Annotated in this window: 23 protein-coding genes, 1 tRNA gene and 2 rRNA genes (1 of these 26 running past the window's edge); 12 read left to right on the forward strand and 14 right to left on the reverse strand. The window is 63.7% G+C overall.

Annotated elements, in window-relative coordinates:
* Together I6L33_RS02530 and I6L33_RS02535 are read left to right on the forward strand one after the other, a co-directional pair.
* Window positions 1–1008, forward strand: a complete 1008-nt coding sequence (locus I6L33_RS02530) for an ABC transporter ATP-binding protein (protein ID WP_216973491.1) — start codon at window positions 1–3, stop codon at window positions 1006–1008.
* Between the two features lie 39 nt (window positions 1009–1047).
* On the forward strand, window positions 1048–1707 hold the full coding sequence (locus I6L33_RS02535; protein ID WP_216973492.1) for an HAD family phosphatase: 660 nt from the start codon (window positions 1048–1050) through the stop codon (window positions 1705–1707).
* A gap of 15 nt (window positions 1708–1722) precedes the next feature.
* Here the strand turns inward: I6L33_RS02535 and I6L33_RS02540 are convergent, their stop codons facing one another.
* Complete coding sequence (locus I6L33_RS02540) at window positions 1723–3333, reverse strand: sensor domain-containing diguanylate cyclase (RefSeq protein ID WP_216973493.1); 1611 nt, start codon at window positions 3331–3333, stop codon at window positions 1723–1725.
* A 109-nt stretch (window positions 3334–3442) separates the two neighbouring features.
* On the opposite strand from I6L33_RS02540, the gene I6L33_RS02545 reads away from it, so the two are divergent.
* On the forward strand, window positions 3443–3883 hold the full coding sequence (locus I6L33_RS02545; RefSeq protein WP_216973494.1) for a DUF2214 family protein: 441 nt from the start codon (window positions 3443–3445) through the stop codon (window positions 3881–3883).
* A gap of 148 nt (window positions 3884–4031) precedes the next feature.
* Entirely contained in the window at window positions 4032–4931 is a 900-nt protein-coding gene (locus tag I6L33_RS02550) for a DMT family transporter (RefSeq protein ID WP_024941245.1), read from the forward strand.
* Window positions 4932–5002: 71 nt separating this feature from the next.
* On the opposite strand, the gene I6L33_RS02555 is transcribed toward I6L33_RS02550, so the two are convergent.
* The 3 genes from I6L33_RS02555 to I6L33_RS02565 form a co-directional block, all read right to left on the reverse strand.
* Complete coding sequence (locus I6L33_RS02555; protein ID WP_139726222.1) at window positions 5003–5860, reverse strand: GyrI-like domain-containing protein; 858 nt, start codon at window positions 5858–5860, stop codon at window positions 5003–5005.
* Complete coding sequence (locus tag I6L33_RS02560) at window positions 5857–6342, reverse strand: GNAT family N-acetyltransferase (protein WP_005306188.1); 486 nt, start codon at window positions 6340–6342, stop codon at window positions 5857–5859. Before I6L33_RS02560 ends, I6L33_RS02555 begins: the two co-directional genes overlap by 4 nt.
* Before the next feature lie 447 nt (window positions 6343–6789).
* Window positions 6790–7116 carry a YnjH family protein gene (locus I6L33_RS02565; protein ID WP_010635865.1) on the reverse strand — a complete coding sequence of 109 codons (327 nt, stop codon included), beginning with the start codon at window positions 7114–7116 and terminating at the stop codon, window positions 6790–6792.
* 214 nt (window positions 7117–7330) lie between these two features.
* On the opposite strand from I6L33_RS02565, the gene I6L33_RS02570 reads away from it, so the two are divergent.
* On the forward strand, window positions 7331–8560 hold the full coding sequence (locus tag I6L33_RS02570) for a hypothetical protein (protein WP_216973495.1): 1230 nt from the start codon (window positions 7331–7333) through the stop codon (window positions 8558–8560).
* 145 nt (window positions 8561–8705) lie between these two features.
* Window positions 8706–9479: an ABC transporter substrate-binding protein gene (locus tag I6L33_RS02575; protein WP_017787909.1), complete on the forward strand. Its 774-nt coding sequence runs from the start codon at window positions 8706–8708 to the stop codon at window positions 9477–9479.
* 54 nt (window positions 9480–9533) lie between these two features.
* Here I6L33_RS02575 and I6L33_RS02580 read toward each other — a convergent pair whose 3' ends face one another.
* A complete protein-coding gene (locus I6L33_RS02580; protein ID WP_216973496.1) occupies window positions 9534–9914 on the reverse strand; it encodes a hypothetical protein in 381 nt (126 codons plus the stop codon).
* Window positions 9915–10110: 196 nt separating this feature from the next.
* Between I6L33_RS02580 and I6L33_RS02585 the strand changes: the two genes are divergently transcribed.
* The 3 genes from I6L33_RS02585 to I6L33_RS02595 all read left to right on the forward strand — a co-directional run bounded on the left by I6L33_RS02585 (window position 10111) and on the right by I6L33_RS02595 (window position 13486).
* Window positions 10111–11490, forward strand: coding sequence for a phosphatase PAP2 family protein (locus I6L33_RS02585; RefSeq protein ID WP_216973497.1), 1380 nt, complete (start codon window positions 10111–10113; stop codon window positions 11488–11490).
* Window positions 11487–12584 carry an AI-2E family transporter YdiK gene (ydiK, locus tag I6L33_RS02590; protein WP_005306214.1) on the forward strand — a complete coding sequence of 366 codons (1098 nt, stop codon included), beginning with the start codon at window positions 11487–11489 and terminating at the stop codon, window positions 12582–12584. The genes I6L33_RS02585 and ydiK overlap by 4 nt, the downstream gene beginning before the upstream one ends.
* A 197-nt stretch (window positions 12585–12781) precedes the next feature.
* Window positions 12782–13486, forward strand: coding sequence for an SDR family oxidoreductase (locus I6L33_RS02595; protein WP_216973498.1), 705 nt, complete (start codon window positions 12782–12784; stop codon window positions 13484–13486).
* A 60-nt stretch (window positions 13487–13546) separates the two neighbouring features.
* Here the strand turns inward: I6L33_RS02595 and I6L33_RS02600 are convergent, their stop codons facing one another.
* A complete protein-coding gene (locus tag I6L33_RS02600) occupies window positions 13547–14680 on the reverse strand; it encodes an agmatine/peptidylarginine deiminase (protein WP_216973499.1) in 1134 nt (377 codons plus the stop codon).
* Window positions 14681–14835: 155 nt separating this feature from the next.
* Here I6L33_RS02600 and I6L33_RS02605 point away from each other — a divergent pair, with 155 nt between their 5' ends.
* Both I6L33_RS02605 and dhaR read left to right on the forward strand, forming a co-directional pair.
* Window positions 14836–15729, forward strand: coding sequence for a LysR family transcriptional regulator (locus I6L33_RS02605; RefSeq protein WP_216973500.1), 894 nt, complete (start codon window positions 14836–14838; stop codon window positions 15727–15729).
* Window positions 15730–15796: 67 nt separating this feature from the next.
* Window positions 15797–17707 carry a dihydroxyacetone kinase operon transcriptional regulator DhaR gene (gene dhaR, locus I6L33_RS02610; protein ID WP_216973501.1) on the forward strand — a complete coding sequence of 637 codons (1911 nt, stop codon included), beginning with the start codon at window positions 15797–15799 and terminating at the stop codon, window positions 17705–17707.
* A gap of 89 nt (window positions 17708–17796) precedes the next feature.
* On the opposite strand, the gene I6L33_RS02615 is transcribed toward dhaR, so the two are convergent.
* From I6L33_RS02615 to I6L33_RS02635, 5 genes are all read right to left on the reverse strand, one after another.
* Window positions 17797–18879: a glycerol dehydrogenase gene (locus tag I6L33_RS02615; RefSeq protein ID WP_202042020.1), complete on the reverse strand. Its 1083-nt coding sequence runs from the start codon at window positions 18877–18879 to the stop codon at window positions 17797–17799.
* 152 nt (window positions 18880–19031) lie between these two features.
* The gene (gene dhaM, locus I6L33_RS02620; protein ID WP_216973502.1) at window positions 19032–19748 is read right to left on the reverse strand and encodes a dihydroxyacetone kinase phosphoryl donor subunit DhaM; all 717 of its coding nucleotides are present in this window, start codon (window positions 19746–19748) and stop codon (window positions 19032–19034) included.
* A gap of 2 nt (window positions 19749–19750) precedes the next feature.
* The gene (gene dhaL, locus I6L33_RS02625) at window positions 19751–20380 is read right to left on the reverse strand and encodes a dihydroxyacetone kinase subunit DhaL (RefSeq protein WP_005306235.1); all 630 of its coding nucleotides are present in this window, start codon (window positions 20378–20380) and stop codon (window positions 19751–19753) included.
* A gap of 9 nt (window positions 20381–20389) precedes the next feature.
* Complete coding sequence (gene dhaK / locus I6L33_RS02630) at window positions 20390–21460, reverse strand: dihydroxyacetone kinase subunit DhaK (protein WP_216973503.1); 1071 nt, start codon at window positions 21458–21460, stop codon at window positions 20390–20392.
* Between the two features lie 239 nt (window positions 21461–21699).
* Window positions 21700–23058, reverse strand: coding sequence for an NCS2 family permease (locus I6L33_RS02635; protein WP_185450850.1), 1359 nt, complete (start codon window positions 23056–23058; stop codon window positions 21700–21702).
* A 226-nt stretch (window positions 23059–23284) separates the two neighbouring features.
* Here I6L33_RS02635 and I6L33_RS02640 point away from each other — a divergent pair, with 226 nt between their 5' ends.
* Window positions 23285–23617 (forward strand): cupin domain-containing protein, encoded by a 333-nt coding sequence (locus I6L33_RS02640; RefSeq protein ID WP_005306245.1) that lies wholly within the window; start codon window positions 23285–23287, stop codon window positions 23615–23617.
* A gap of 80 nt (window positions 23618–23697) precedes the next feature.
* Here the strand turns inward: I6L33_RS02640 and I6L33_RS02645 are convergent.
* The 3 genes from I6L33_RS02645 to I6L33_RS02655 all read right to left on the reverse strand — a co-directional run.
* Window positions 23698–23774: transfer RNA gene (locus tag I6L33_RS02645), tRNA-Asp, on the reverse strand.
* 95 nt (window positions 23775–23869) lie between these two features.
* Window positions 23870–23984 (reverse strand): 5S ribosomal RNA (gene rrf / locus I6L33_RS02650).
* A gap of 83 nt (window positions 23985–24067) precedes the next feature.
* Window positions 24068–25949: ribosomal RNA gene (locus I6L33_RS02655) — 23S ribosomal RNA — on the reverse strand (it continues 1007 nt past the right edge of the window).

The raw sequence follows: 25949 nt of genomic DNA on the forward strand, positions 1-25949 counted from the left end.
ATGTTCCATCTAGAAGTGAATCAACTGCACAAATCCTACGGCGACACCAAAGTGTTCGAGGGGATCGAATTCGGCATCCGCAAGGGGGAGCTGGTGACCCTGCTCGGTCCCTCCGGCTGCGGCAAGTCCACCCTGCTGCGGGCGCTGGCCGGGCTCACCCCGGTGGATGGCGGTCAGGTGCGGGTGGCCGGTGAGGACATTACCTGGCAGGAACCCCAGAAGCGGGGCATCGGCATGGTGTTCCAGAGCTATGCCCTGTTCCCCAACATGACGGTGCGGGACAACGTCGCCTTCGGCCTCAAGATGAAGCCCCAGCCGGGGCGGGATCTGGCCGCCAGCGTGCAGGAGGCGCTGGCGCTGGTGGAGCTGACCGGCTTCGAGCGCCGCTATCCGGCCGAACTCTCCGGTGGCCAGCGCCAGCGGGTGGCCTTGGCCCGGGCCCTGGTAGTGCAGCCGCGGATCCTGCTGCTGGACGAACCGCTCTCGGCGCTGGATGCCAGAATCCGCCGCAGCCTGCGCCAGCAGATCCGCGAGATCCAGCAGCGCCTCGAGCTCACCACCATCTTCGTCACCCACGATCAGGAGGAGGCGCTCACCATGTCGGACCGGATCTTCCTGATGAACAAGGGATCCATCGTCCAGAGCGGCACGCCGGAGGAGATCTACACCCGCCCCGCCGACGCCTTCGTGGCGGGCTTTATCGGCAACTACAACCTGCTCGATGGCGAGCAGGCCAAGGCCCTGTTCGGCCAGCACTGCCGTGGCAAGCTGGCGCTGCGACCTGAATCCCTCTCCCTGCTGCCGGCCGGCGCCCGCAGCGACGAGCCGCACCTGCCGGGGGTTATCAGCGGGCAGCAGCTGCTCGGCAACGTGATCCGCTATCAGGTGAGCTGCGCGGCGGGCCTGCTGACGGTGGACTGCCTCAACCGCTCGGCCCGGGATCTGCTGCCGGTGGGCAGTGCCGTGACCCTGGCGGTGGCCCGGGATCAACTCTGTGAGGTAGCATGACGCCCCATTACATTTCCATTTTCACTGCGAGGAGCACCCATGGCACTGGCACTGTTTGATCTGGACGAGACCCTGATTGCAGGGGATTCCGCCAGCCTCTGGCTGGAGTACATGGTGACCGAGGAGCTGGCCCCAGCCGGCATGATCGTCGAGGAGCAGGCGATGATGTCCCTCTACCATCAGGGCAAGATGGACATGCACCAGTACATGGCCTTCACCCTGCAGCCGCTGGCAGGCAAGTCGCGCCAGTGGCTCGACCCGCTCTGTGCCCGCTTTGCCGAGCAGGTGCTGCGCGAGCGCATCTACCCTGAGGGGGTGGAGCGCATCGAGTGGCACCGCAAGCGGGGCGACGAGCTGGTGCTCATCTCCGCCTCCGGCGAGCATCTGGTGGCTCCCATGGCGCAGATGCTGGGGATGGATCACTGCGTGGCCATCCTGCTGGATGAAGAGGCCGGCATGCTGACCGGTCAGACCCGCGGCACCCTCAGTTTTCGCGAGGGCAAGGTGGCCCGCATCAACCAGCTGTTTGCCGCAAGCACCGACCCCTGGCGGGAGAGCCACGGCTACAGCGACTCCCACAACGATCTGCCACTGCTGCAGGCGGTGACCCACCCCCACGCGGTCAATCCCGCCCCGGGCCTGCGCCAGATCGCCACCGAGCAGGCCTGGCCCACTCTCGACTGGCAGCTTGCCTCCTGAATGAAGAAGAGGCCCTCAGGCCTCTTCGTTGCTCAGCAGTGCATCGTCGGCAGGGGGCGTCTCCTCCTGCCCCTTCGCCTCTGCTCGGCCCAGATGGATACAGTTCTTGCCGTCGCGTTTGGCGCGATACACCTCGGCATCGACCGCCGCCAGCAGCGCCTTGCCATCCATCCCCGCCCGGCTGGCCACCAGCCCGCCGCTCAAGGTGATCCTGAGCCCCGGCTCGCGCCAGTCCAGTGACTCCACCCCCTTGCGGAACTGCTCCAGCAGCATCTGGCAGAAGTGGATGTCCGGGTTGACCAGCAACACCACCAGCTCTTCGCCACCGTAACGGCAGACCCAGCCGTGATCCCCCAGCAGGGCCCGGCCGAGCTGGCTCACCCGCTTGAGCACCACATCCCCGGTCTGATGGCCGAAGGTGTCGTTGACCCGCTTGAAGTCGTCCAGATCCACCATGGCCAGGCAGAACGGCTGCTGATCCTGCAGCAGTCGGTTGAAACGTTCGTCGAAGAAGCGGCGATTGTAGAGGCCGGTCAGCTTGTCCAGGTTGGCCTGCTGGCGCGCCTCGTGATAATCCTTGCTCACCTCGGCCAGCTCGGCATAGACGTGCCTGAGCTCGCGCATGCCCCCCAGGGGTACTCCGTCAGGCTCCATCCGGCTGGCCCGGATCATGCTCGAGATCTCGTCGAGCATGCGGCGAAAATAGCGGGACCAGATCAGCGCCAGCATCAGGTAGAGCACACAGGCCAGCGCCACCATCAGCAGCACGTTGAGGGAGACCCTGTCCACCACCGCCATCACGCTGGCCGCCGGCTGCACGCTGATCAGTACCCAGTTGCGCTCCTGCAGCCTGCTGTAGGCCACGAACTGGCGGGAGTCCTTGTCCAGAAAGATGCCGTCCTCCTGAGTGAAGTGAGCGAGCCATTCTGGGTGGGCCATGGGCTTGAGCAGCTGGGCCGCGTCAGGATGGGCCAGCACCTTGCCGGACTGGTTGACGATCATCTGGTAGCCCTCACCCAGCTGACGATTCAGCTGAGCGGAGAAGGGAGCCAGGATGGCATCGACCGCAAGGACCCCGCGCACCTTGCCCTCCCTGTCGGTCAGGGCCCGCGCCAGGGCGATCACCAGGTTGCCGTTGGTGTAGTCGTAATAGGGCTCGGTCCAGACCATCTTGCCCACGTGCTGGCTGGCCAGCTGATACCAGGGGCGCACCCTGGGATCGAAGTTGGCATCCGCCTGCCAATCGGGGTAGATCAGCATCTGACGCTCGGCGGTGCCGACATAGATGTAGACCAGATCGGCCATGATCCCCTTGTAGAGCTGCCACTCCTTCAGATAGGTCTCGGTGTTGAGCAGGCGGGGACCGCTGATGTCCTCAACCTTGACCCTGTCGTAGATGAGGGTGAACTGGCGCTCCATCTCGTGCAGATAGGGCTCGATGAAGACGTGACGAAGCTGGTGGTTGGTGGCGAGCAGGCGTTGCTGCAGCTCGCTTTGCAGACTCCGCTCCATGTGCAGGTAGTAGATACCACCCAGCATCAGCACCGGAATGAACAGCAAAAGCAGGCCCAGACGCATCCTGGTTACCAGGGACCAGGTTTTTTTGGCGACCGCTCGTTTAACCAATCCTGACTCCTGCTATTGCCAGACCACGCGTAGTGTCAGAATATCAGCAGCGCGAGATGGCGTCCAAAAGGAAGCTGTTTATCTGCTCAATTAGAGGTAATCGACACGGATGCTGAACCCGGACCTGTTGATGGCGCTGCACTACTGCGCCGTGATCACCCTGACCGGGGCGATCACCTCCGAATATTTCCTGTTCCGCCGCGGCATGTCCATCGAGCAGGTGCGCAAGCTGCTGCTGGCCGACGGTCTGGCGGCGCTGGCCCTGCTGCTCATCTTCATCACCGGGGTGCTGCAGGTGCTCGCCCACCCCGATGAACCGGCCGTGCTGCTCGCCAATCCGGGCTATCGCACCAAGCTGCTGCTGTTCTTCGTGATGGCCATCAGCTTTGGCTACCCCAGCCGCCTCTTCTATCGCTGGCGCCGCTCCCTGCGCCAGGGACGCGCCCCCATGGTCTCCATTCAGCAGCAGTTCTGGGTGATCTGGATCCTGCGCGGCAACCTCTTGCTGCTCGCCCTCATTCCCCTGCTGGCCAGAATCACCAACGGCTAAGTCCCCCGGCCTGCGGCTCTGCAGCGGGATAACCGCTCACGCCGCCAACCTCACCGACAGCGCAAGACAAATCCCCCCGCTCACGGTTATCTTGGAGGCTGGCGCTTTGCGGCACGGCCCTGCCCGTCCGTCTTTCAGGGATGAATCTATGCGTTCGAACATGATGTTATTGATGGCCGCCGCCATCTGGGGGCTGGGCTTCGTCGCCCAGCGGCTCGGGATGGACCACATGGGGCCTTACACCTTCAACGGCCTGCGCTTTCTGCTGGGGGCCCTCTCCCTGCTGCCGCTCTTGTGGTGGCTCAAATCCCGCCAGCCGGGCGGGCAGGCCGGGGATCGCCGCCTGCTGCTGACCGGCGGCCTCATCGCCGGTACCGTGCTGTTCAGCGCCGCATCGCTACAACAGGTGGGGCTGCTCTACACCACGGCCGCCAAGGCGGGCTTCATCACCGGCCTCTACATCATACTGGTGCCCGTCATCGGCCTGGCCCTGCGCCACAAGACGGGGGCCAACACCTGGGTTGGCGCCCTCATCGCCATGGCGGGACTCTACTACCTCAGTGTCACCGAAGATTTCACCATCGGCTACGGCGACCTGCTGCAGGTGGTGGGGGCCCTGTTCTGGGCGGTGCACCTGCTGGTGCTGGATCACTACTCGAGCCGGGTCGCCCCCATTCGCCTCGCCGGGGTGCAGTTCGTGGTGTGCGGCCTGCTCAGCCTGGCCACCGCCTTCCTCATCGAAACCCCCTCGGTGGCCGGTGCCGTCGCCGGCTGGCAGGCGCTGCTCTATGCCGGCCTGGTGTCGGTGGGGGTGGGTTACACCTTGCAGGTGGTGGGCCAGCGTGGCGCCCACCCGGCCCATGCCGCCATCATCCTCAGCCTGGAGACGGTGTTCGCCGCCATCGGCGGCGTCCTGCTGCTGGGGGAAACCCTGGACGAGCGCGCCTTCGTCGGCTGCGCCCTGATGCTGGCGGGCATGCTGATCTCCCAGATCCGCCTGCGCTGGTGGTGGAAATCCCGGCGGGACAAGGTGCCCAGCCAGCCATGATGAGGTAACGGCCAGCCTCCATCCCAAATAAAACGAGGCGCCCACAGGCGCCTCGTTTTATTGCCGCGCGTCTAGCGCACGCTGGAGCAGAAACTCACGTCGTCGCGCAGGGGATCGTTGCTCACGCTGTGGTAGAGCTCGAAGCAGGGGCCGCTGCCGAACTCCAGCCCGGCCGCCACTATGTCGCCCACATGCTCCTGCCAGCGCGGCCCGTACTGGCTGCGATCGGTGATGAGGTTGCGGGACTGGGCATAACGGCCGGCCGGAATGAGCTGGGTCTCCACCTCCCCTTCGCCCCGGGTCTGGGGCGGCACAGTGATGCCGATATCGGTGCGGCACTGGGCCGGCGGCGTCACCTCCGGGTTGTCGTGGTAGATGAAGATCCACTCCCCGCCCTCCAGCCCGCGGGCGGCGGCCCACTGGTGCAGGCGGCCGCAGACGGCGTCATAGCCTTCGCCATAGGGACCGGTGACCCGCACATAGGCCAGGGTACGGGCATCCATCTCGACGGTTTTCATGGTGTTGCTCCTTGCTGATGAGTGGCCTTCAGCATAAGGGGACAGACCATCCCATGCGTGTCCATCCTTGCTCTCCAGGTGTCCATTCTTGCCCTTGTCGCGGCGAAACTCCCCCGGGGTGCAGCCATAGTAGCGACGAAACGCCTTGGCGAACGCCTGGGAGCTGCCGAGCCCAGCCCCCAGCGCGATGGCGGTGACGCTGGCATCTGTGTAGCAGAGCTGCCAGGCGGCACGCTGCATGCGCAGGCGCCGGCACATCTCGCCCGGAGCTTCCCCCGCCACGGCGGTGAACACCCGGTGAAAATGGTAGAGGGAGAGACAGGCCCGCTCCGCCAGCGCCTCGATGGTGAGATCCGGATCCTGCTCCAGCGCCCGCAGCACCGGGATGAGCCGGCGGCGGTAGTCGATCATGGCCGGATCCTCGCCATATAGAGGGCGTCCACATACTCACCCTGGCGAAAGGCGAAACCACGGGCCAGCCCCTCCTCGATAAAGCCGAACTTGCGATAGAGCGCCAGCGCCGCTGCATTGTCGGCATAGACGGTCAGCTCGATGCGGCGCAGGTTGAGCCAGTTGTCGGCCATCTCCAGCGCGGCCCCCAACAGGGCGGAGCCCACTCCCTTGCCCGCCCAGTCATCCCGCACCCCCATGCCGATACAGGCCACGTGTTTGCGCCTCGGGTTGGGCTCGATATGGAGTGAAATATTCCCCACCAGCAGACCGTCGACCTCAGCCACCAGCGCCACCACGCTGCCGCTCTCCAGTCGCTTCTGCCAGACCCCCAGGGTCGGATAGGGCAGTTGCAGGGTGCCCGCCTGGGCATTGGGCATGGCATAGAGATCCCGCAAGGCGGGGGCATCGGCCGGTTCGGCGTGACGAATGGTGATCTGCATCTGAGGCTCCTTCTCGAAAACTTCATCATGCAGTATCAGAAGGGTCCGGTCATCCCCCTGCCACGGTTATTTGCGCGGGCAATTCGGCGTCCCATCGTCATGGGGCAGCGCCGCGGGCCGGACCAGGTGAACGGATCCGTCCACTGGCTGCACCGGGCGGCGGACACACAAAACAGGGGCCCAAGGGCCCCCGCATCATCACGGCGCATGATGAATAAAAAACGGAGCCAGAGGCTCCGTGTTTCACTGCAGTATCAATCTCGAACGGAACGCGCTTCGCGCTCTGCACGTTCCCGTACCAACAGGCGTTTGTACCACCAGCTGTTGCGACGACGTTGAGTGTTGGAAGAGCGACGAGCCATTTCTGAAGTCCCAGTCAAGAGAGGAAAAGAGCCGCATTATGCGATAGAGGTCACGTCCATGTCTTTAGCTGGATCAAGAAAAGCCTCACTGACCCACGGTGATGGTGCCGCTCTGCGTCGCCTTGCCAGCCGCATCCGACGCCCTTTGTGGCTCGCGCCAGACCAGAGGCCCGTTGCTCTCCTGTTCGTTTTGCGCAGCGCACTCCAGCCAGTCATCACCCTGCCGGATCCGGGCCCCTGCCGAATACTTCTGATCCTGATACCAGCAGACCCGCTCCGGCAGCGATCCCAGCGGCAACACCAGCTCGCTGCCCACTTCCGTCCGCTTCGGTTCTGCCGCCACGCCGATACCGGTCGCACCGCCCAGCAGTGCCAGCAGCAGCCAGCCGCCTGCCCTCTTGCCTGAATTCATGATGTCACTCCTCGCTTGATGAAGAATGGAAGCGACCGGCAGCCGCACAAACTTGATTAATAAGCGGTGCCCTCTCTGGCATTCCCAAGCCAATATGGTAGCCTGCCAGCGCCTGCCCGCCCGTCTCAGAACCGGGCCAGGAAAACCCGTTGAATTTGTCGGCCCCAGACAAATATAACCTTATTAATCAAATCGTTATTTGGATATTATCCCAATGCGTATCATGCCGTTGCTCCAGGCGGCCTGCCTGAGCCTGATGTTGTCCGCCTGCGTTGCCCCCCTGCTGATGATGAGCCCCACCAGCCAGCTGATGTGGGCCCTGCTCAAACCCCTGGTCGGCTTCGATCCCAACCAGGCCAACCTGTTTGAACAGCCCCTGATCAAGGACCGGATGACCGCCATCCTCGGCCCCAACTACGACAGCACCATGCAGCTGCTCAAGACCGCCAACGAGCTGCAGCAGGAGGGGCCGCTGTTCTACGTGGTCTCCCGCTATGCCCCCATGCCCGAGGTGGCCAAGCAGGCAGGCATGGTCTGGAACTCGCAGACCAACCAGATGTCCGTGATGCTGCTCAAGGGCGACGGCACGCCCCAGGTCTTTGGCGAAAACCTGGCGGCCAGCGCTCCGAGCTGGCCCAGCGAGATGCAGAACTGGCAGGCGCAGGGCAATCCGGCAGCCAGTGCGCTCTCCGGTGCCACCAACAACCTGAGCGGCGCCGCCACCGGTGGCTCGCTCTTCGGCAGCGTGCTGGGTTCCCTGCAGCAGGGCGCCAGCAAGACCATGGCTGACACCACCCAGCAGGTCGTGAACGGCGCCGCTACCTCGGCCCAGCAACAAGCCGGCAAGGCAGCCAGCAGTGCCACTGCTACCGTACAACAGCAGGCCACCAAGGCCGTAACCGAGCCTGCCAAGCAGGCGGTCAGCAGCTCCGCTGCCACCGTGCAGCAACAGGCCACCAAGACAGTGACCGACCCCGCCAAGCAGGCAGTCAGCAGCGCCACGGCCACCGTGCAGCAACAGGCTGCCAAGACGGTGGCAGAGCCCGCCAAGCAGGCAGTCAGCAGCGCCACGACCACCGTGCAACAGCAGGCTGCCAAGACAGTGGCAGAGCCTGCCAAGCAGGCGGTCAGCAGCGCCGCTGCCACCGTGCAGCAGCAAGCCACCAAGGCCGTGACCGAGCCTGCCAAGCAGGCGGTCAGCAGCGCCACGACCACCGTGCAACAGCAGGCTGCCAAGACAGTCACCGAACCTGCCAAGCAGGCAGTCAGCAGCGCCACGACCACCGTGCAGCAGCAGGCCGCCAAGACCGTGACCGAACCGGCCAAGCAGGCGGTCAGCAGCGCGGATGCCACCACCGCCGGCAAGGCGGTCGCCGATGCGGCTGCCAAGGCTGAAGCCGCGCGCGCCGCCGCCGAAGCCGAGATGGAAGCCCTGCTCAAATAACCCCTCCCCAGGCCATCGCAAGATGGCCTGGCTGTTTTCCCCTCCCACACTCCCCTTCCGCCCGCGCCCTGGCAGCGGAAATCATGAACTTCTCGGCATAACTCCCTAAACTGGATGAAGACGACTTTTCGCAAGGAGTGCTGCCATGTCGCGTCTGCTCGGTCTGTTTGTCTGCTGCTGTCTGGGGGCCGCCCTGCCCGCCTCGGCGTTCACCTATTACTCCGAGCAGAACATGCCGTTCAACGGCCAGGATGAGAAGGGCAACAGCACCGGCCTGGCGGTGGAGCTGTTGAGACTGATGTGGCAGGAGATGGGGGAGCCGGAGCAGCCCATCCACTTCATGCCCTGGGCCAAGGCCTGGTACCTGCTGACCCAGCAGCCGGATGCCGTGCTGTTCACCACGGCCCACACCCGGGCGCGGGATCCCCACTTCCTCTGGGTCTGCCCCATCAGCCACTCGCGGGTGTCGCTGGTGGGCCGCAAGCGGGATGCCCCCAAGGTGACCGGCAAGGCCGATCTCACCAGGCTGCAGATCGGGGTGATGCAGGCGGACGTGGGAGAGCAGCTGCTGCTCAACCGGGGCATCAGCCCCGCCAACCTGATGTCGGTGGAGCGCATGGATCAGGTGGTGCGCCAGCTCATCATGGCCCGCACCGATCTGGTGGCCGGCAACGAGGTGATGCTGTTTCATCAGGCCAGGCAGCTCGGTTTTTCGTCCGATACCTTCGTCACCGTCGCCACCCTGGCGGATCAGGACAACTGCTTCGCCTTCAACCCGGCGGCGGACAAACAGCAGGTCGCCCGCCTGCAGCAGGCGCTCGACAAGGTCAGACAGGGGGAGGCCTTCAAGCAGCTCATCGCCCGCTACCAGGATGTGGTGCAGCCACCTCCGGCCGATCACCTGCCGCGAATAGAGTAAGTACCAGATGCAAGCAGGCCACCCGAAGGTGGCCTGCTTCATGGTGTGAGCCGCTCACTGGAAGTGATGGTCGTGCTCGGACTTCTTGTTCTGGACGCCCTCGCTGTGCTCGATGGCGGTGCGGATGAGGTCAACCCCGGCCCGGATGATCAAGACCCCCATGTTGACCAGCTTGACGCAGACCCACATGAAGGTGATGAGCAGGATCAGCTTGAGCACGGTCTGGAACGCCTCCAGGAAGTTCTGCTCCAGCTGGCCGGTCAGGCCGCTGGCACTGGTCATCAGCCAGGTGTACACCTCGCGCACGAAGGGGATGCGGCTCGGCATCTCCAGCACGTCCAGCGCGGCAGGCAGGGCCTGGAAGATGACGATGCTGCCGAACAGGATCAGGATGACACCGATGGCGATGCCCAGAAAAAAACCAAACTGTTTCATGGAAGGTCCCAAGGTTTGCTGCATGGAAATAACATAGCTGCCAATACTAGGGACTGCCTTACCCCACGGCAATCCTTGCGCGCCGGGTCGCCCGCTTGCCACGCCGGCCCGGCCCCGGCGCCCGGCCACAAACCATTGCCCAACTATCTGATTTCTGTGACGCTTGTGCCCATCACCCCCTATCGGTCAGGCCTTCATGTTGCGCCACTGTTTTTTGCTGCTCTGCCTCCTGCTGTCGTCACCGCCCCTCCTTGCCGCCCCGACGGCGGCCGTCTGCGTGGTCAAGCACCAGCAGCAGCTGTTGCTGGTGCAAGACAGGGTCTCCTCCCGCTACAGCCTGACCGGTGGCTACATAGATGGAGGGGAGACGCCGCAACAGGCGGCGCTGCGGGAGCTGTATGAAGAGACAGGTCTGCGGGGCCGGGTCGTCGCCGAGCTGGGGCCATGGCAGCGCGCCCTGTTGTTTGCCTGTGAGACTCTGGAGCCCATCCGCGCACAGACCGGCTCTGGCTTCGTCTCCCTGCTGCAGGCCCCCAATCTGGGCGGCGAGATCCTCAACGCCAGGCTGATCGCGCCGGCCCGGTTGCCGGATGATCAGCGCCGTTTCCCGGCCCAGCTCGACTGGCTAGCCCCCCAACTGGCCGCCATGCCCGACAGCCCCGTGCTCTGGCTGCCCGATTTTCGTGGCGAGGGCAATGCACTGCACCGCATGGAAGTCCCGCTGATCCACCAGCTGCAGACCTGGCTCGGTGCCCTGGCTCGCTGGCTCGAGGTCAGCAACCTGCTCGGTTCAGCCGCCTTTCAGCTTGCCCTGCTACCCTTGCTGCTGCCTTGGCTAGGCTGGCCCCGGGTGCGCCAACTGCTGCTGGCCATGCTGACCCTCACCCTGCTGGTGCAGCTGGCCAAGGAGGGGATTGGCTGGCCCAGACCCTTCCATCTCGACCCCGCCCTGGCACAGGGCAGCGCCCAGGGCTTCGGCATGCCGAGCGGCCACGCCGCCTCTGCGCTGCTGTTCTGGGGAGTGTTGCTCAGAGCCTGCTGGCCCGCCAACCCCTGGCGCAGTGCCACCCTGGCCCTGCTGCTGGCCACCCTGACCGGACTGGCCCGGGTCTGGCTCGGGGTGCACTTCCTGTCGGACGTGGCTGCCGGTTTGCTACTTGGCGCCTTGCTGCTGGCCCTGTATCCCCGCCTCGCCGGCCTGGCAGCCAGTCGCCGGGGCTGGGCCGGGCTCACCCTCGCCTGCGCGCTGGCCGCCGGGTGGAGCCAATCTTCGGCACTGGCGGGCCTGGCCACCTTCAGCCTGGGGTTGACCCTCGGCATGATGTTGCCGCTGCCGCGCACGGCGCCGGCCGGCTGGCGCCTCCCCTTGCTGGCCCTGCTCGGTGGCCTGCCGCTGGGGGCATTGTGGTGGGCGCTGCCGCTCTGGCTGACCAGCTCCTGGCTCATTCTGCTCGGCCAGTGGCTGCTTTATTGTTGTCTGGGGCTCTGGTTGAGCGCCGGTCTCTGGTGGATACTCTCTCTCGTGAATAATGACCCGCTACCCAAGGGCCCAGGCCCTGACAAGGGATTGCTATGAATATGAAAAAAGTGGATTTAGCCAAGATAACCCTGGGAGTGCTGTTTATCAGCCTCCTCATCGTCTCCTGTTTCATGGTGCTGCGCCCCTTCCTGCCCGCGCTGGTGTGGGCCACCATGATCACCATCGCCACCTGGCCACTGATGTTAATGGTGCAGCGCCTGCTGTGGGGCAAGCGCGCCCTGGCGGCCCTCTTCATGACCCTGGTGCTGCTGCTGATGTTCGTCATCCCGCTCTTCATGGCGCTGGCCAACGTGGCGGAGAAGGCGCCCATGCTGATCGAGCTGGGCACCACCATCAGCCACTCCCCGCCCCCCGAGCTGCTCTGGCTGCAGCAGGTGCCACTGGTGGGCAGCAAGCTTTATGACTTCTGGCAGCAGATCCTGGCGAGCGGTGGTCAGGTGCTGTTCGCCAAGCTGGCCCCCTACTTCGGCCAGACCGCCCGCTGGCTCGCCTCCCAGGCGGGCAACCTGGGGCTGCTGTTCGTCCACTTCCTGCTGACCGTCGGCATCTGCGGCCTGCTCTACCACTCCGGTGAAGTGGTGGCGACCGGCATTCGTCGCTTCGCCCACCGGCTGGCCGGCGAGCGCGGTGACAACGCCACAGTGCTCGCTTCACAGGCGATCCGCGCCGTGGCCATGGGGGTCGTGGTGACCGCCCTGGTGCAATCCTCGGTGGCCGGTATCGGTCTGCTGATTGCCGGCATCCCCTACACCATGATCCTGGTGGTGGTGATGTTCCTGCTGATCGTCGCCCAGATTGGCCCCTTCCCGGTGCTGCTGGCCTGCGTCGGCTACCTCTACTGGAGTGGCGACACTACCTGGGGCACCTTCCTGCTGGTCTGGTCGCTGCTGGCGGGCACCATGGACAACTTCCTGCGCCCCTTCCTGATCAAGCGCGGTGCAGACCTGCCGCTCATCCTCATTCTGGTGGGGGTTATCGGCGGCTTGCTGGCGATGGGGATCATCGGCCTCTTTATCGGTCCCGTGGTGCTGGCGGTGGGTTACACCCTGCTGGATGCCTGGATCAAGGAGGGTGACCACCCTACCGGTGACAAGGTAGACGCCCCACCTCATGACAAGGCATTGTCATAAGGCCAAACGCCGCCCGAGAGGGCGGCGTTGTTGTTTTAAAGACAAGAGCCAAAGAGCACGGCCTTGTGCCGGCACAGAACCAAAGTTCGAACGCTTTCCACCAAATCCGAACCAAGGTTCGAGCCAACCCCTTGCTCCCCCTGTTCCCTCTCGCTGCCGCCCACCACAATGGCGCCACCATTCAGGAGGAACAACAGATGAACAAACTGAGAGCAACCCGCGCCCTGATCAGCGGCGGCGCAAGCGGAATTGGGCTGGCCATCGCCGAGGCGCTGGCTCGGGAAGGGGTGGAGCTGGTGCTGGCCTCCCGTCGCCACGCCCTGCTGGAGCAAGAGGCTGCCCGCCTCTCGACGCAATACGGGGTAAGAGTCCTGCCTCTGGTGCTGGATGTCTGCGATGCTCCTCAGGTTAGAGCCCAGCATGCCCGGGCCAGCGCACTGCTCGGCCCCATCGATCTGCTGGTCAACAACAGCGGGGTCGGCAGCGATTATCTGGTGCAGGATCTGCCGGAATCGGAGTGGGACAGAGTGATGGACACCTGCGCCAAGGGCAGCTTCCTGCTGACCCAGGCTTGCCTGCCGGACATGCTGTCTCGGCGCCACGGCACCATCATCAACATCGCCTCCCAGGCCGCCAAGCACGGCTATGCAAGGGCCAGCGTCTACTGCGCTGCCAAATTTGCCGTCTTGGGGTTTGCCAAGGCGCTGCGGGAAGAAGTTCAGCATCAGGGCATTCGGGTTCACACCCTCTGTCCCGGCCTGGTCCAAGTGCCACCACCGGCCTGTGCTGAGGAGCGCAAACCCGGTTGGTTGCAGGTCGGGGATCTGGCCGAGGCCGTGCTCTACACCCTGCGTCAACCCGCCCATGTGCAGTTGGACGAGATCGGCATGACAGGGATCTGAGGACTGCTGAGAGGAAAATAGGGGCGCCGAAGCGCCCCGTCAGCTCATGGCAAGAGAGTATCAGGCTGGCTGGTGCAGGGTGATGCAGTGAATGCCACCGCCACCGGCGGCGACCGAGTCAATATTGATCTGCACGATGTCGCGGCCGGGGTAAAGACGGGCCAACAGCTCGTGGCAGTAGCTATCGGCGGCCTTGTCGCCAAACTCGGGGGCGATGACGGCGCCATTGATCGGCAGATAGTTGATGTAGCCGGCGGCAAAGTCACGGCTGCGGCTGAAGCGGTTGTCCCGCCCGTCCAGCGGTGGCGGCAGCACATGCAGCTCCAGCTTGTTGCCGTCCGCATCGGTGGCCTGCTTGAGGATGGCCAGATGCCGGCGGGTCACCTCGTAGTCGTGGGACTGCGGGTCGTTGTCCAGATTGACCACCACCACCCCGGGGCGCACGAAGCGGGCATAGAAATCGACGTGGGCATCTGTGATGTCACGGCCCTTGATGCCCGGTAGCCAGATGATTTTGCGCAGCCCCAGATTGACTTTCAGCTCCGCCTCCAGTTGCGCCTTGCTCACCCCCGGGTTGCGGTTGCTGTTGAGCCAGCAGCTCTCGGTCAGGATGGCGGTGCCGTTGCCATCCACCTCGATGCCGCCCCCCTCGCCAATCAGCTTGCTTTGCAGATATCGGGCATCCGCCTGCTGGCTGACCAGCTCGGCTGCCCCCGCATCCTGCTCGTGCTCCTGCTTGTCACCCCAGCCGTTGAAGTTGAAATCCACCAGCCCCAGCGCCCCTTCGCCGTTCTGGACGAAGACGCCGCCGGTATCCCGCAGCCAGATGTCGTCCAGCTCGGCGATGACAAAGCGGGTGTTCTGCTCGCCGCAGAGCTGGCGGGCCAGCGCCTGTTCGGCTGCGCGGCAGAGCACGTTCACCTGGGTATAGGGCACCATGGCCTGCACCAGCCGGCCTATGGTGGCCTGCACCTCTTGGTAATCGCGGCCCCAGATATCCGCGCTGGCGGCAAAGGCGACCCAGACCCGGGTCTGAGAGGCGGCCTCATCGGGCATATGGAACGGCTCGCCGCTGGTGGCGGTATCTTCACCTGCGTTGTTGCTGGCTACACTGACCTTGCCCGGCAGGTTGCCGAGCCCGGCCAGCGCGCCAATGGCGGCCAGCTGTTTCAAGACGTTGCGTCGGGATGACATGAAAAACTCCTTGGATGATTGCGCTCTTGACCGTCGATGAGTGGCCGAAAATGACAAGCGCTATTAATCGAATTGCGTTGAGTAATAGACTATCTGTCGCATGGATGGCGAACAAACGATCGATTTTCGGTAAAAGTGATAAGTGGAGCTAATCAATGGTGTTCAAACAGTGGCCCCCGCTCAACGTGCTGCGGGGCTTTGAGGCGGCGGCCAGACTCGGCAGTTTTCATCAGGCGGCGCAGGAGCTGCACCTGACCCAGTCCGCCATCAGCCAGCAGATCCGCTCGCTGGAGGAGCTGCTGGGCCAGCCGCTGTTTCACCGGCAGGGGCGCTCGGTCACCCTCACCGATGCGGGGCAGGATCTGCTGGAGACCACCCAGAGCGTGCTGTTGCAGCTGGCGATGGGGATCCAGCGGCTGGAGCAGTACCGCAAGCCGAACCAGCTGGTGCTCAACACCAGCACAACCCTCGCCCGCCACTGGTTGCTGCCGCGGCTGGGGGCCTTTCATCGCGCCCATCCCGAGGTCGATCTCTGGCTGTTCACCAGCGACGAAGAGCCCGACATGGCCGAGCAGACCATCGATCTTGCCCTGCGCTGGGGTCTGGCTCCCCAGGCCGAGTGTCGCCACCAGCTGCTGCTGGCAGACCGCCTGTTGCCGGTGGCCGCCCCTTCCGTGCTGGCGTTGCCTGCGGCAGAGCGCACCACATTGCACGGGGAGCGGGAGCTGGACTGGCACCACTGGACCCTCAAGGGTGGAGAGGATCTGCAGCTGCAGACCCGGGGGCTCAACTTCTCCGATCCCGGCCTCTTGCTGGACGCCGCCTGCCAGGGGCTCGGCATCGCCCTGGTGAGCGAGCGGCTCTCCCGTCCCGCCCGTCAGCAGGGGCAGCTGTTGCCGCTCTCCACCCACAGGGTCAAGGGGCCGCAGTGGCATCTGCTGGTGCATCAGGAGAGCGAGACCATACCGGAGTGCCGCGCCTTCTGTCGCTGGCTTGCGTTGCAGTTTGCCGACCCTGCTCCCGCCGCGGATGGTTTGCCATCCCTCTGAGGCAGGTCACTGAATCGGGCCGGCAAGGGTGGTTAAATGGGCGCTCGTCTCTTTGCCGGATCTTGTCGTGACCATCCTGTCCGCCTCCATGCCGCCAGCCCGGGCCTGGCCTGACTATCTGCAAGCCTCCTGGCTGCGCTGCGCCCACCAGACCAGCGCCACCCTCTGGCATCCGCCCCACAGCGCCAAGGGGCAGACCTTGCAGAGCCTGCGCCAGCGCAAGCGCGACCTGCTCACCACCGGCGAGATGGCGCTCGAAGATCTCTACGAATTCATGGAGGGGCGCCCCTGCGCCCTGCTGCTCACCGACGAGAGCGGCTGCCTGCTGGCCCAGACCGGTCACCCCGACACCCTGCGCGAGCTGGCGGCGCTGGGGTTTGGCCCCGGTGCCTTCTTCAGCGAGGGGCGCATCGGCACCAATGCCATCAACCTGGCGGCGCTGGAGGGAGTGCCGCTCTGCGTCAGCGGCCCCCAGCACTTCAACCAGACCCTCCACCCCTGGCACTGCTGCGCCAGCCCGGTCTACAACAGCAATGGCCGTCAGGTCGCCATCATGGCGCTGACCTGCAAGGTGGAGGAGGCGAGCGCCGGCGATCTTGCGCTCACCGTCAGCGCGGGACGCGAGCTGGCCCACCTGCTGCAGATGGAGACCCTGATGCAGGAGTCCCAGCACCACCTGAGCGAGCTCTACGCCCTGCTGGATGGCATGGATGACGGCGTACTGGCCTGGGATCCGCAGGGCCGGCTGCGCTACCTCAACGCGCTGGCGGCCAATCGGCTGCGGCTCGATCCGGCGCTCTGCCTCGGCCAGCCGCTGGAGCAGCACCTGCTGCTGCCCCAGCGGCTGCAGCTCGCCATCAAGGGGCAGACCCCGCTCAGCCATGTGGAGGTGACGCTGGAGCGGCTCGGCGCGCAGGAGGGGGAGTTCATCAATGCGCTGGTGAGCCTCAAGCCGCTACCCGGGCCGGACGGGGTCAGTTTTATCGCCCTGCTGCACCCGGTCGATCGGCTGCGGGCCATCAGTCAGCTGCGCCAGACAGTACCCGAGCTGTCGGCGCTGGTGGGGGAGTCGAGCGCCATGCGCAAGCTGCTGCGTTACGCCCGGCAGGCTGCCCAAAGCCAGGGCCCGATCCTGCTGCGCGGCGAGGAGGAAGTGGGCAAGGCCCAGCTGGCGGAGGCGATCCACTTCGGCAGCGAACGGGCCGCCGGGCCGCTCATCACCCTCAACTGTCAGGCCCTACCGAGCGAGCGGATGGCGCTGGAGCTGATGGGCTCCGATGAGGCCGGACAGGAGCGGGCCGGCAAGTTCGAGCTGGCCCACGGCGGTACGCTAGTGCTGGAGCAGGTGGAGTGTCTCTCTGCCCCCATGCAGGCGGCGCTGCTGCAACTGCTCAAGACCGGTCGCCTTCAGCGCTTCGACTCGGCCCGCATCCTGCCGCTCAAGGTGCGGATCATCGCTACCAGCAGCGCCCCGCTGGAGCAGAAGGTGCAGGAGGGGCACTTCGGCCGCCAGCTGCTCTATGCGTTGCAGGCGTGCGAGCTGTGGCTGCCAGGCCTGCGCGAGCGCAGCGCCGATCTGCCCGGCCTCATCAGCCAGCAGCTGGCTGCGCAGGGGCGCGAGCCGGTGCGCCAGTTCAGCCCGGCGGCCCTCGATTGCCTGCTCGCCTACCCCTGGCCCGGCAATCTGGGGGAGCTGCGCAGCGCCATCGAGCATGCCCTGCTTCACACCGGTCAGGGGCTGATCCCGCCGGAGGCGCTGCCGGCCGCCATTCGCCACGGTTATCAGCGGGTGGCGGACGAGGTGGTGGGGCAGCCGCTGCTCACCCTGGCCGAGCTGGAGCGCCAGGCCATTTTGCGCTGCGCCCACGCCTGCAAGGGGCAGGTGAGCCAGATGGCCCAGCATCTTGGCATCAGCCGCACCACCCTCTGGCGGCGGCTCAAACTGCTCGAGATCGATCCCGCCGACTATCACGGCTGACGCCGGCCCGAGCCACTACATACCGGTTCGCAGAACATGAAAAAGGCCCCGCAGTGGCGGGGCCTTTTCTATGGCAAGCTGGCTGGTCGTTACAGTCCCAGCTGGTGAGCGGTGACGATGGCCGCCAGCACATCCTCGGCGGTGACCTTGAACGGCATGTTGTGGATGGTCTCCCCTTCCGCGGTAGAGGCCTTGGCCACCTCCATCAGGCGCGCCATGTCCAGCTCCTTGACCCCCATCATATGCAGGTTGGTCGGCAGGCCGATGGAGCGGCAGAAACCCAGCACCGTCTCGATCTCCGCCATCGGGGCGTTCTCCAGCACCAGCTGCACCAGGGTACCGAACGCCACCTTCTCACCATGGTAGAGGTGGTGACACTCGGCCAGCTGGGTCAGGCCGTTGTGAACGGCGTGAGCGGCAGCCAGCCCGCTGCTCTCGAAGCCGATACCGCTCAGATAGGTGTTGGCCTCGATGATGTTCTCCACCGCCTTGGTGCAGAGCCCCTGCTCCACCGCCAGCTTGGCCTTGTAGCCATCGGCCAGCAGGGTCTGGTAGCAGAGCTCGGCGATGGCCTGCGCAGCCAGGGTGGAGGCACCACCGGCCATGGTCTGGCAACCGGACACCTTGTTGGCGCGCGCCTCGAAGTAGGTGGAGAGCGCATCCCCCATGCCGGAGACCAAGAGCCGCACCGGGGCGCGGGCCACCACGCCGGTATCCATGATGACCATGTTGGGGTTGGTCGGGATCATCAGGTATTCGCTGAACTGCCCCTGTGGGGTGTAGATGACCGCCAGCGCGCTGGTGGGGGCATCGGTGGAGGCGATGGTCGGCACTATGACCACCGGCACCTGCTGGTAGAAGGCGACCGACTTGGCGGTATCCAGCGTCTTGCCGCCGCCGATGCCGATGATGACGTCAAACGGCGTTTGCTTGCAGCGGGCCAGCAGGCGGTCGATCTCGGGACGGGAACACTCGCCGTTGAAGCAGTCGAACTCTGGCTGGATGCCTGCCCCGTGGAAACTGGTGGCCACGGTATCGCCTACCAGCTTGGTGACGAAGGCGTCGGCCAGGATCAGTGGCTTGGCGCCGAGCGCCTTGACGTAGTTGCCGATGTTGGCGAGGGCCCCGTTGCCTTGCACGTATTTGCTGGGGCTGATGATGATGCGGTCCATATTTTTTCCCTCTCTCTTTATTTCGTAAGACTTCTTTTGAAACTAAAGGAGGCGAAGGGGCGGCAGTGCCGGGGACTCCTTCGTCTTTTACTTGCATGACAATGGCGCTGCGCAGGCTCGGCGAGCGAGCACAGCGCCTTGAAGCAGGCAGGTCAGTCGCCGAAGCGCTCCGCTGCCAGTTGCTGGAAGCAGGCCAAGGCGGCCTCGGCATCCTCCCCACGCGCCAACAGGGTGAGCGTGTCGCCCTGGCGCACGTCGAGCATGGTGAGCCGGGTCAGACTGCGGGGGTTGGCCTCTTTCTCCCCCTTCTGCAACTTGAGTTCGGCGGCAAAGGGCTTGAGAGCGGCCACCAGGCGGGCGGCGGGGCGCACATGCAGGCCGTGGGCATTGTCTACCACCACCTCGCAGCGCAGCCAGCCGTCGTCAGGGGCAGGAGCGGCTTCAACGGCCTGCGGCTCCGCCTTGCCCGGCAGCATCGCCTGTTTCGGGCCAAGGGCCCCCAGCGCCTCAGCGGCTACCTCATCCAGCGTCAGGCCGGAACCGGCCGCCACCACGGCGGCCAGGGTGCCCTCGACCAGCGGGGCCGGGCAGAGCCGCACCCGGGCACTCAGCTCGGGGGGCAGCAACTCGAGGGCGGTCTCGGCGCTCAGCAGGGCGCTGCCGAGATCCATCAGCACCAGCACGCCGCTGCCGTCGTCCGCTTCTTCAATCGCACTCATCACGGCGATGGCGTCGGTGCCGATGGGGTGATCGGGGTCATCGACCCCGGCCGCCAGCAACAGTTTCGCCGGGCTGCCCAGCTGATCGGCCAGCGCTTTCAAGCCGGCCGCCAACATGGCGCTGTGAGAGACAACTACGATTCCAATCATGTTTACAACCTCGCTCTGTCACGCAGGGCGGTCAGCAGCAGCAGGGTCGAGGTAGCCCCGGCATCCTGATGGCCGATGCTGCGCTCGCCAAGATAGCTGGCGCGCCCCTTGCGGGCCTGCATCTGGATGGTGGCCTCGGTGCCAGCGGCAGCGGCCGCGACCGCCTTGTCCAGCGCCTCGGGCAGCGGCAAGCCTTGTTGCTCCGCCTGCTGCAGGGCCGCCAGAGCCGGCCACCAGGCGTCGCACATGGTCTTGTCACCCGGCTCGGCGCGGCCGCGGGAGACGATCCCCTCCACCCCGTCGCTCAGCATCTTGCCGAGCTGGCCGAGGGTCAGGCTCTGGCAGGCATCGCTGCTGGCCGCAGCCCGGATGAAGAAGGTGCCATAGAGCGGGCCACTGGCGCCGCCGACCGAGGAGAGCAGGGTCATGCCGGTGGTTTTCAGCACCTGGCCGATGTCTTTGTCCGCCACCGCCGGCAGCTTCTCGGCCACCTTGGCGAAACCGCGTTGCATGTTGAGGCCGTGGTCGCCGTCGCCGATATCGGTATCCAGCGCCGTGAGGTAGTCACGCTGCTCGGTGAAGATGTGCTCGCAGTCGAGCAGCCAGTTGACGATTTGATGCTTGCTTAACATGAATATTCCTCAGCAGCCGCGGCGCAGGGCGGGGGTGTGAACGGGGGCATCCCACAGGGTCATCAGTTCGTCATCCACCTTGAGCAAGGTGATGGAGATGCCGGTCATGTCGAGGGAGGTGCAGTAGGGGCCGATCAGGTTGCGCACCAGATGGATGCCCGCCTCTTCGCACAGGGTAGCGAGGCGGCCATAGACGCCGTAGAGCTCGGAGATGGGGGTGCCGCCCAGACTGTTGACCAGTGCGATGACCCGGTCGCCCTTGTTGAACGGCTCGATGAAGGTGTGCTCCTCCTGCCAGCTGCCGGAGGCTCTGTCCCAGTGACGCAGGGTGCGGCCATAGGGGGTGTTGTCGACCAGCTCCTTGAACATGTCGTCCACCAGGGCGTTGAGGTCGGTGAAGGGGCGGCGTTCGATGCCCGGCTCGCCGTGGATGCCGACGCCGAACTCCACCTCGTTGTCCGCCAGGGTGAAGGAGGGCTTGCCGGCGGCTGGCACGGTGCAGGCATGCATGGCCACCCCTATGGTGCGGCTCTGGTTGTTGACGCGGCGGGCCAGCGCTTCGCAGCGCGCCAGATCATAGCCCGCCTCGGCAGCGGCACCAACCAGCTTCTCGCACAGCACGGTCGTGGCAACGCCACGGCGACCGGCGGTATAAAGGCTGTCCTTCACAGCCACATCGTCATCAATGAGGGCGAAGCCCACCTTGACCCCGTCACCGTGCAGCAGCTCGACCGCGGTCTCGAAGTTGAGCACGTCACCGGTGTAGTTCTTCACCAGAAACAGCACGCCGGCGCCGCCATCGACCGCCTGACCACACTCGTACATCTGATCCGGCGTGGGCGAGGTGAAGATCTCGCCGGGGCAGGCACCATCCAGCATCCCCTTGCCCACCAGGCCACCGTGCATCGGCTCGTGGCCACTGCCACCGCCGGAGACCAGCGCCACCTTGCCCATCACGGGGGAGTCGGCGCGGGTGATGTAGTGGGGCTCGATACGCACCTTGAGCTCGGGGTGGGCGGCGGCCATCCCCATCAGCTGTTCACGGACCACGGCATCGACGGCATTGATCAGTTTCTTCATGGCTCACTCCTTGGCTTGCCACCGCTTGGGTGGGCAAATGGTTGATGGAACCAGTCTAACGGCAGAAAAGAGGATAAAAATGACGGGCTGTTTGGTTCGGATTTGAAACAGCAGAAGAGAGGTTGGCGTTTCAATCTGAAACAGTGCAGAGCAAATAAGAGGAAAACTGTTAACCGTCTCACAGCCAACAAAAAGGGCCCCGCAGGGGCCCTTCGCTACAACAGCAATAAGCTGACGGGTTAGATGGCCCAACCACCGGCATAGAAAACGACCAGCGCCACGGCGATGATGACGGTGCCGATGTTGAGCTTCTTCCACTCGGCCGCAAACAGGCGACCGATCACCAGGGCCACGAAGCCCAGCATGATGCCGGTGACTATGTTGCAGGTGAGCACGATGAAGACGGCGCACAGCATGCCGGAGAGCGCATCGACCGAGTCGTTGAAGTCCAGCTTGGTGACATTGCCCAGCATCAGCAGACCGACGTACATCAGCGCCGGTGCGGTGGCATAGGCCGGTACCAGATAGCTCAGCGGCGAGAGGAAGATCATCAGCAGGAACAGCACGCCTACCAGGGTGGCGGTCAGACCCGTCTTGCCACCGGCGGCAGTGCCTGCGGCAGACTCGATGTAGACGGCAGCCGGTGCACCACCGACGGCGCCTGCCACCATGCTGCTGACGGAGTCCGCGGTCAGGGCCTTGCCGCCACTGATGATATGGCCACGTTCGTTGATGAGGCCCGCCTGACCAGCCACGGCACGGATGGTGCCGGTGGCGTCAAACACCGCGGTCATCACCAGCGCCAACACAGTGGGGATCACCACCGGATTGAGGGCACCCAACAGATCCATGCTGCCAACCAGAGAGCCCTTCTCGCCAGTCAGGCTCGGCATGGCGAAGAAGCCCTGCCAGGTCACTTTCGGGTCGAAGATGAGGCCGAGGATGGAGATGGCGATGATCACCATCAGGATGCCGCCCGGCACCTTGCGACGCTCCAGCCCGAAGATGGCGGCCAGACCCAGCACCGTCATGATGACCGGGAAGGCGGTCACTTCACCCAGTTGTACCGGCAGACCGGCACCTTCGTTCTTGATCACCATGCCGACGCCGTTGGTGGCGATCAGCAGCAGGAACAGGCCGATACCGATGCCGGTGCCGTGGGCGATGCCGGAGGGGAGGTTGTCCAGGATCCACTGGCGCACACCGGTGACACTGATCAGGGTGAACAGCCCCCCCATCAGGAAGATGGCGCCCAGCGCCACCGGAATGCTCAGCCCCTGCCCCAGCACCAGGCTGAAGGCGGTAAAGGCGGTGAGGGAGATGGCGCAACCGATGGCCATCGGCAGCTTGGCCCACAGCCCCATCAGCAGGGAGCCGAAAGCGGCGATCAAACAGGTCGCCACAAACACCGGCCCCTGCTCAAAGCCAGCAGCACCCAACATGTTCGGCACCACTATGATGCTGTAGACCATAGCCAGGAAGGTGGTCAGCCCTGCGACCAGCTCCTGACGCACGCTGCTGCCGCGCGCAGAAATGGAAAAATAAGAGTCCAGAAAGCCGCCATTCCCTGATTGGGCGGCCATATCTTGCTTTGCCATAACTAATCCTGAAAGTGTGAAGGAAATCGTTTGCGTGAATGGCGCGCAAAATAGCAAGAATTTATCCGGATTGCAGCGATTTCCCTGATTTTTTCATCAAAATGACAGGGAACGTTCTCGTTCGGGCACAGATATGACGGGTTCAGGCTGCCCCTCTTCCCCTGCGAGAGTGAACGACCCACCTATACTGCAGGTAACCATTCACGCCGCCAGACGGGAGATACCCATGCACACCCGCAATTTGCTGAACGATATCCCCTCGCCACTCCCTACCGAACTCTTTCAGGATCTGGTCAGTACCAATCACCTGAGGATCGAGCGCATTCTCTCCCACGGCCATCAGACGGCCCCCGGCGAATGGTACGATCAGGACGAACATGAGTGGATCCTGGTGGTGCAGGGCGAAGCCAGCCTGCTGTTCATCGATCCGCAAACTCAGCAACAGCAGCTGGTCCAGCTGGGGCCGGGAGATCACATCAATATCCCTGCCCGCCAGAAGCACAGGGTCGAGTGGACCCATCCCGACATGACCACCGTTTGGCTCTGCGTGTTTTACTGAAGTGAGTAAGGAGAAAAGAGGGGATCCGGGGAAAGTGAGACGAAAAAAAGCCCAGTCTGTCGACTGGGCTTCTTAAATAGTGGCGGAGCGGACGGGACTCGAACCCGCGACCCCCGGCGTGACAGGCCGGTATTCTAACCGACTGAACTACCGCTCCGCATTCGGTTAGCTTTCGCTAAATCTTTTGCCGCTTTTTTATGAGGTGTCATCCTCGCAGCCGGTCATGTCTTTCACATCACCGTTTAATTGGGTGCCTGGCAGTGTCCTACTCTCGCATGGCGAATGCCACACTACCATCGGCGCTACAGCGTTTCACTTCTGAGTTCGGCATGGGGTCAGGTGGTTCCACTGCGCTATTGCCGCCAGGCAAAATCTTCAATCTGAAAAAGCTGATTTAATTCTTCGTTCTCGGTATCTGCTACAAGCCTTCGAACACTTCTTGGGTGTTGTATGGTTAAGCCTCACGGGTAATTAGTATGGGTTAGCTCAACACGTCGCCGCGCTTACACACCCCACCTATCAACGTTGTGGTCTCCAACGGCCCTTTAGGACCCTCAAGGGGTCAGGGATGACTCATCTCAGGGCTCGCTTCCCGCTTAGATGCTTTCAGCGGTTATCGATTCCGAACTTAGCTACCGGGCAGTGCCACTGGCGTGACAACCCGAACACCAGAGGTTCGTTCACTCCGGTCCTCTCGTACTAGGAGCAACTCCCTTCAATCATCCAACGCCCACGGCAGATAGGGACCGAACTGTCTCACGACGTTCTGAACCCAGCTCGCGTACCACTTTAAATGGCGAACAGCCATACCCTTGGGACCGACTTCAGCCCCAGGATGTGATGAGCCGACATCGAGGTGCCAAACACCGCCGTCGATATGAACTCTTGGGCGGTATCAGCCTGTTATCCCCGGAGTACCTTTTATCCGTTGAGCGATGGCCCTTCCATTCAGAACCACCGGATCACTATGACCTACTTTCGTACCTGCTCGACCTGTCCGTCTCGCAGTTAAGCTGGCTTATGCCATTGCACTAACCTCCTGATGTCCGACCAGGATTAGCCAACCTTCGTGCTCCTCCGTTACTCTTTGGGAGGAGACCGCCCCAGTCAAACTACCCACCAGGCACTGTCCGCGAGCCCGATTCAGGGCCCTGCGTTAGAACATCAAACATACAAGGGTGGTATTTCAAGGACGGCTCCAGCGCAACTGGCGTCACGCCTTCAAAGCCTCCCACCTATCCTACACATGTAGGTTCAATGTTCAGTGCCAAGCTGTAGTAAAGGTTCACGGGGTCTTTCCGTCTAGCCGCGGGTACACCGCATCTTCACGGCGAATTCGATTTCACTGAGTCTCGGGTGGAGACAGCATGGCCATGGTTACACCATTCGTGCAGGTCGGAACTTACCCGACAAGGAATTTCGCTACCTTAGGACCGTTATAGTTACGGCCGCCGTTTACCGGGGCTTCGATCAAGAGCTTCGCTTGCGCTAACCCCATCAATTAACCTTCCGGCACCGGGCAGGTGTCACACCCTATACGTCCACTTTCGTGTTTGCAGAGTGCTGTGTTTTTGATAAACAGTCCCAGCCATCTGGTCACTGCGACTCCCGTCAGCTCCATCCGCAAGGGACTTCACCAACAAGAGCGTACCTTCTCCCGAAGTTACGGTACTATTTTGCCTAGTTCCTTCACCCGAGTTCTCTCAAGCGCCTTGGTATTCTCTACCCGACCACCTGTGTCGGTTTGGGGTACGATGACTTGTAATCTGAAGCTTAGAGGCTTTTCCTGGAAGCAGGGCATCAATGGCTTCCGCACCGTAGTGCGTTCGTCTCGTGTCTCAGTGTTGTGTCTCCGGATTTGCCTAGAAACACCACCTACGCACTTTCACCAGGACAACCGTCGCCTGGCCCACCTAGCCTTCTCCGTCCCCCCATCGCAATTACAAGTCGTGCAGGAATATTAACCTGCTTCCCATCGATTACGCCTTTCGGCCTCACCTTAGGGGTCGACTCACCCTGCCCCGATTAACGTTGGACAGGAACCCTTGGTCTTCCGGCGAGGAGGCTTTTCACCCCCTTTATCGTTACTTACGTCAGCATTCGCACTTCTGATATCTCCAGCATACCTCTCGATACACCTTCGCAGACTTACAGAACGCTCCCCTACCACTCACGCTTAGCGTGAATCCGCGGCTTCGGTGCCTGGTTTGAGCCCCGTTACATCTTCCGCGCAGGCCGACTCGACTAGTGAGCTATTACGCTTTCTTTAAATGATGGCTGCTTCTAAGCCAACATCCTAGCTGTCTGAGCCTTCCCACATCGTTTCCCACTT

Origin of the sequence: Aeromonas sp. FDAARGOS 1403, assembly GCF_019047325.1 — a bacterium.
Taxonomy (GTDB): Bacteria; Pseudomonadota; Gammaproteobacteria; order Enterobacterales; family Aeromonadaceae; genus Aeromonas; species Aeromonas dhakensis.

What these genes read in the sequence shown, in the direction of transcription:
- I6L33_RS02530 (WP_216973491.1), top strand. Translation starts at nt 1, where the DNA reads ATGTTCCATCTAGAAGTGAATCAACTGCACAAATCCTACGGCGACACC.
- I6L33_RS02535 (WP_216973492.1), top strand. Translation starts at nt 1,048, where the DNA reads ATGGCACTGGCACTGTTTGATCTGGACGAGACCCTGATTGCAGGGGAT.
- I6L33_RS02545 (WP_216973494.1), top strand. Translation starts at nt 3,443, where the DNA reads ATGCTGAACCCGGACCTGTTGATGGCGCTGCACTACTGCGCCGTGATC.
- I6L33_RS02550 (WP_024941245.1), top strand. Translation starts at nt 4,032, where the DNA reads ATGCGTTCGAACATGATGTTATTGATGGCCGCCGCCATCTGGGGGCTG.
- I6L33_RS02555 (WP_139726222.1), bottom strand. Translation starts at nt 5,860, where the DNA reads ATGATCGACTACCGCCGCCGGCTCATCCCGGTGCTGCGGGCGCTGGAG.
- I6L33_RS02560 (WP_005306188.1), bottom strand. Translation starts at nt 6,342, where the DNA reads ATGCAGATCACCATTCGTCACGCCGAACCGGCCGATGCCCCCGCCTTG.
- I6L33_RS02565 (WP_010635865.1), bottom strand. Translation starts at nt 7,116, where the DNA reads ATGAATTCAGGCAAGAGGGCAGGCGGCTGGCTGCTGCTGGCACTGCTG.
- I6L33_RS02570 (WP_216973495.1), top strand. Translation starts at nt 7,331, where the DNA reads ATGCGTATCATGCCGTTGCTCCAGGCGGCCTGCCTGAGCCTGATGTTG.
- I6L33_RS02575 (WP_017787909.1), top strand. Translation starts at nt 8,706, where the DNA reads ATGTCGCGTCTGCTCGGTCTGTTTGTCTGCTGCTGTCTGGGGGCCGCC.
- I6L33_RS02580 (WP_216973496.1), bottom strand. Translation starts at nt 9,914, where the DNA reads ATGAAACAGTTTGGTTTTTTTCTGGGCATCGCCATCGGTGTCATCCTG.
- I6L33_RS02585 (WP_216973497.1), top strand. Translation starts at nt 10,111, where the DNA reads ATGTTGCGCCACTGTTTTTTGCTGCTCTGCCTCCTGCTGTCGTCACCG.
- ydiK (WP_005306214.1), top strand. Translation starts at nt 11,487, where the DNA reads ATGAATATGAAAAAAGTGGATTTAGCCAAGATAACCCTGGGAGTGCTG.
- I6L33_RS02595 (WP_216973498.1), top strand. Translation starts at nt 12,782, where the DNA reads ATGAACAAACTGAGAGCAACCCGCGCCCTGATCAGCGGCGGCGCAAGC.
- I6L33_RS02600 (WP_216973499.1), bottom strand. Translation starts at nt 14,680, where the DNA reads ATGTCATCCCGACGCAACGTCTTGAAACAGCTGGCCGCCATTGGCGCG.
- I6L33_RS02605 (WP_216973500.1), top strand. Translation starts at nt 14,836, where the DNA reads ATGGTGTTCAAACAGTGGCCCCCGCTCAACGTGCTGCGGGGCTTTGAG.
- I6L33_RS02615 (WP_202042020.1), bottom strand. Translation starts at nt 18,879, where the DNA reads ATGGACCGCATCATCATCAGCCCCAGCAAATACGTGCAAGGCAACGGG.
- dhaM (WP_216973502.1), bottom strand. Translation starts at nt 19,748, where the DNA reads ATGATTGGAATCGTAGTTGTCTCTCACAGCGCCATGTTGGCGGCCGGC.
- dhaL (WP_005306235.1), bottom strand. Translation starts at nt 20,380, where the DNA reads ATGTTAAGCAAGCATCAAATCGTCAACTGGCTGCTCGACTGCGAGCAC.
- dhaK (WP_216973503.1), bottom strand. Translation starts at nt 21,460, where the DNA reads ATGAAGAAACTGATCAATGCCGTCGATGCCGTGGTCCGTGAACAGCTG.
- I6L33_RS02635 (WP_185450850.1), bottom strand. Translation starts at nt 23,058, where the DNA reads ATGGCAAAGCAAGATATGGCCGCCCAATCAGGGAATGGCGGCTTTCTG.
- I6L33_RS02640 (WP_005306245.1), top strand. Translation starts at nt 23,285, where the DNA reads ATGCACACCCGCAATTTGCTGAACGATATCCCCTCGCCACTCCCTACC.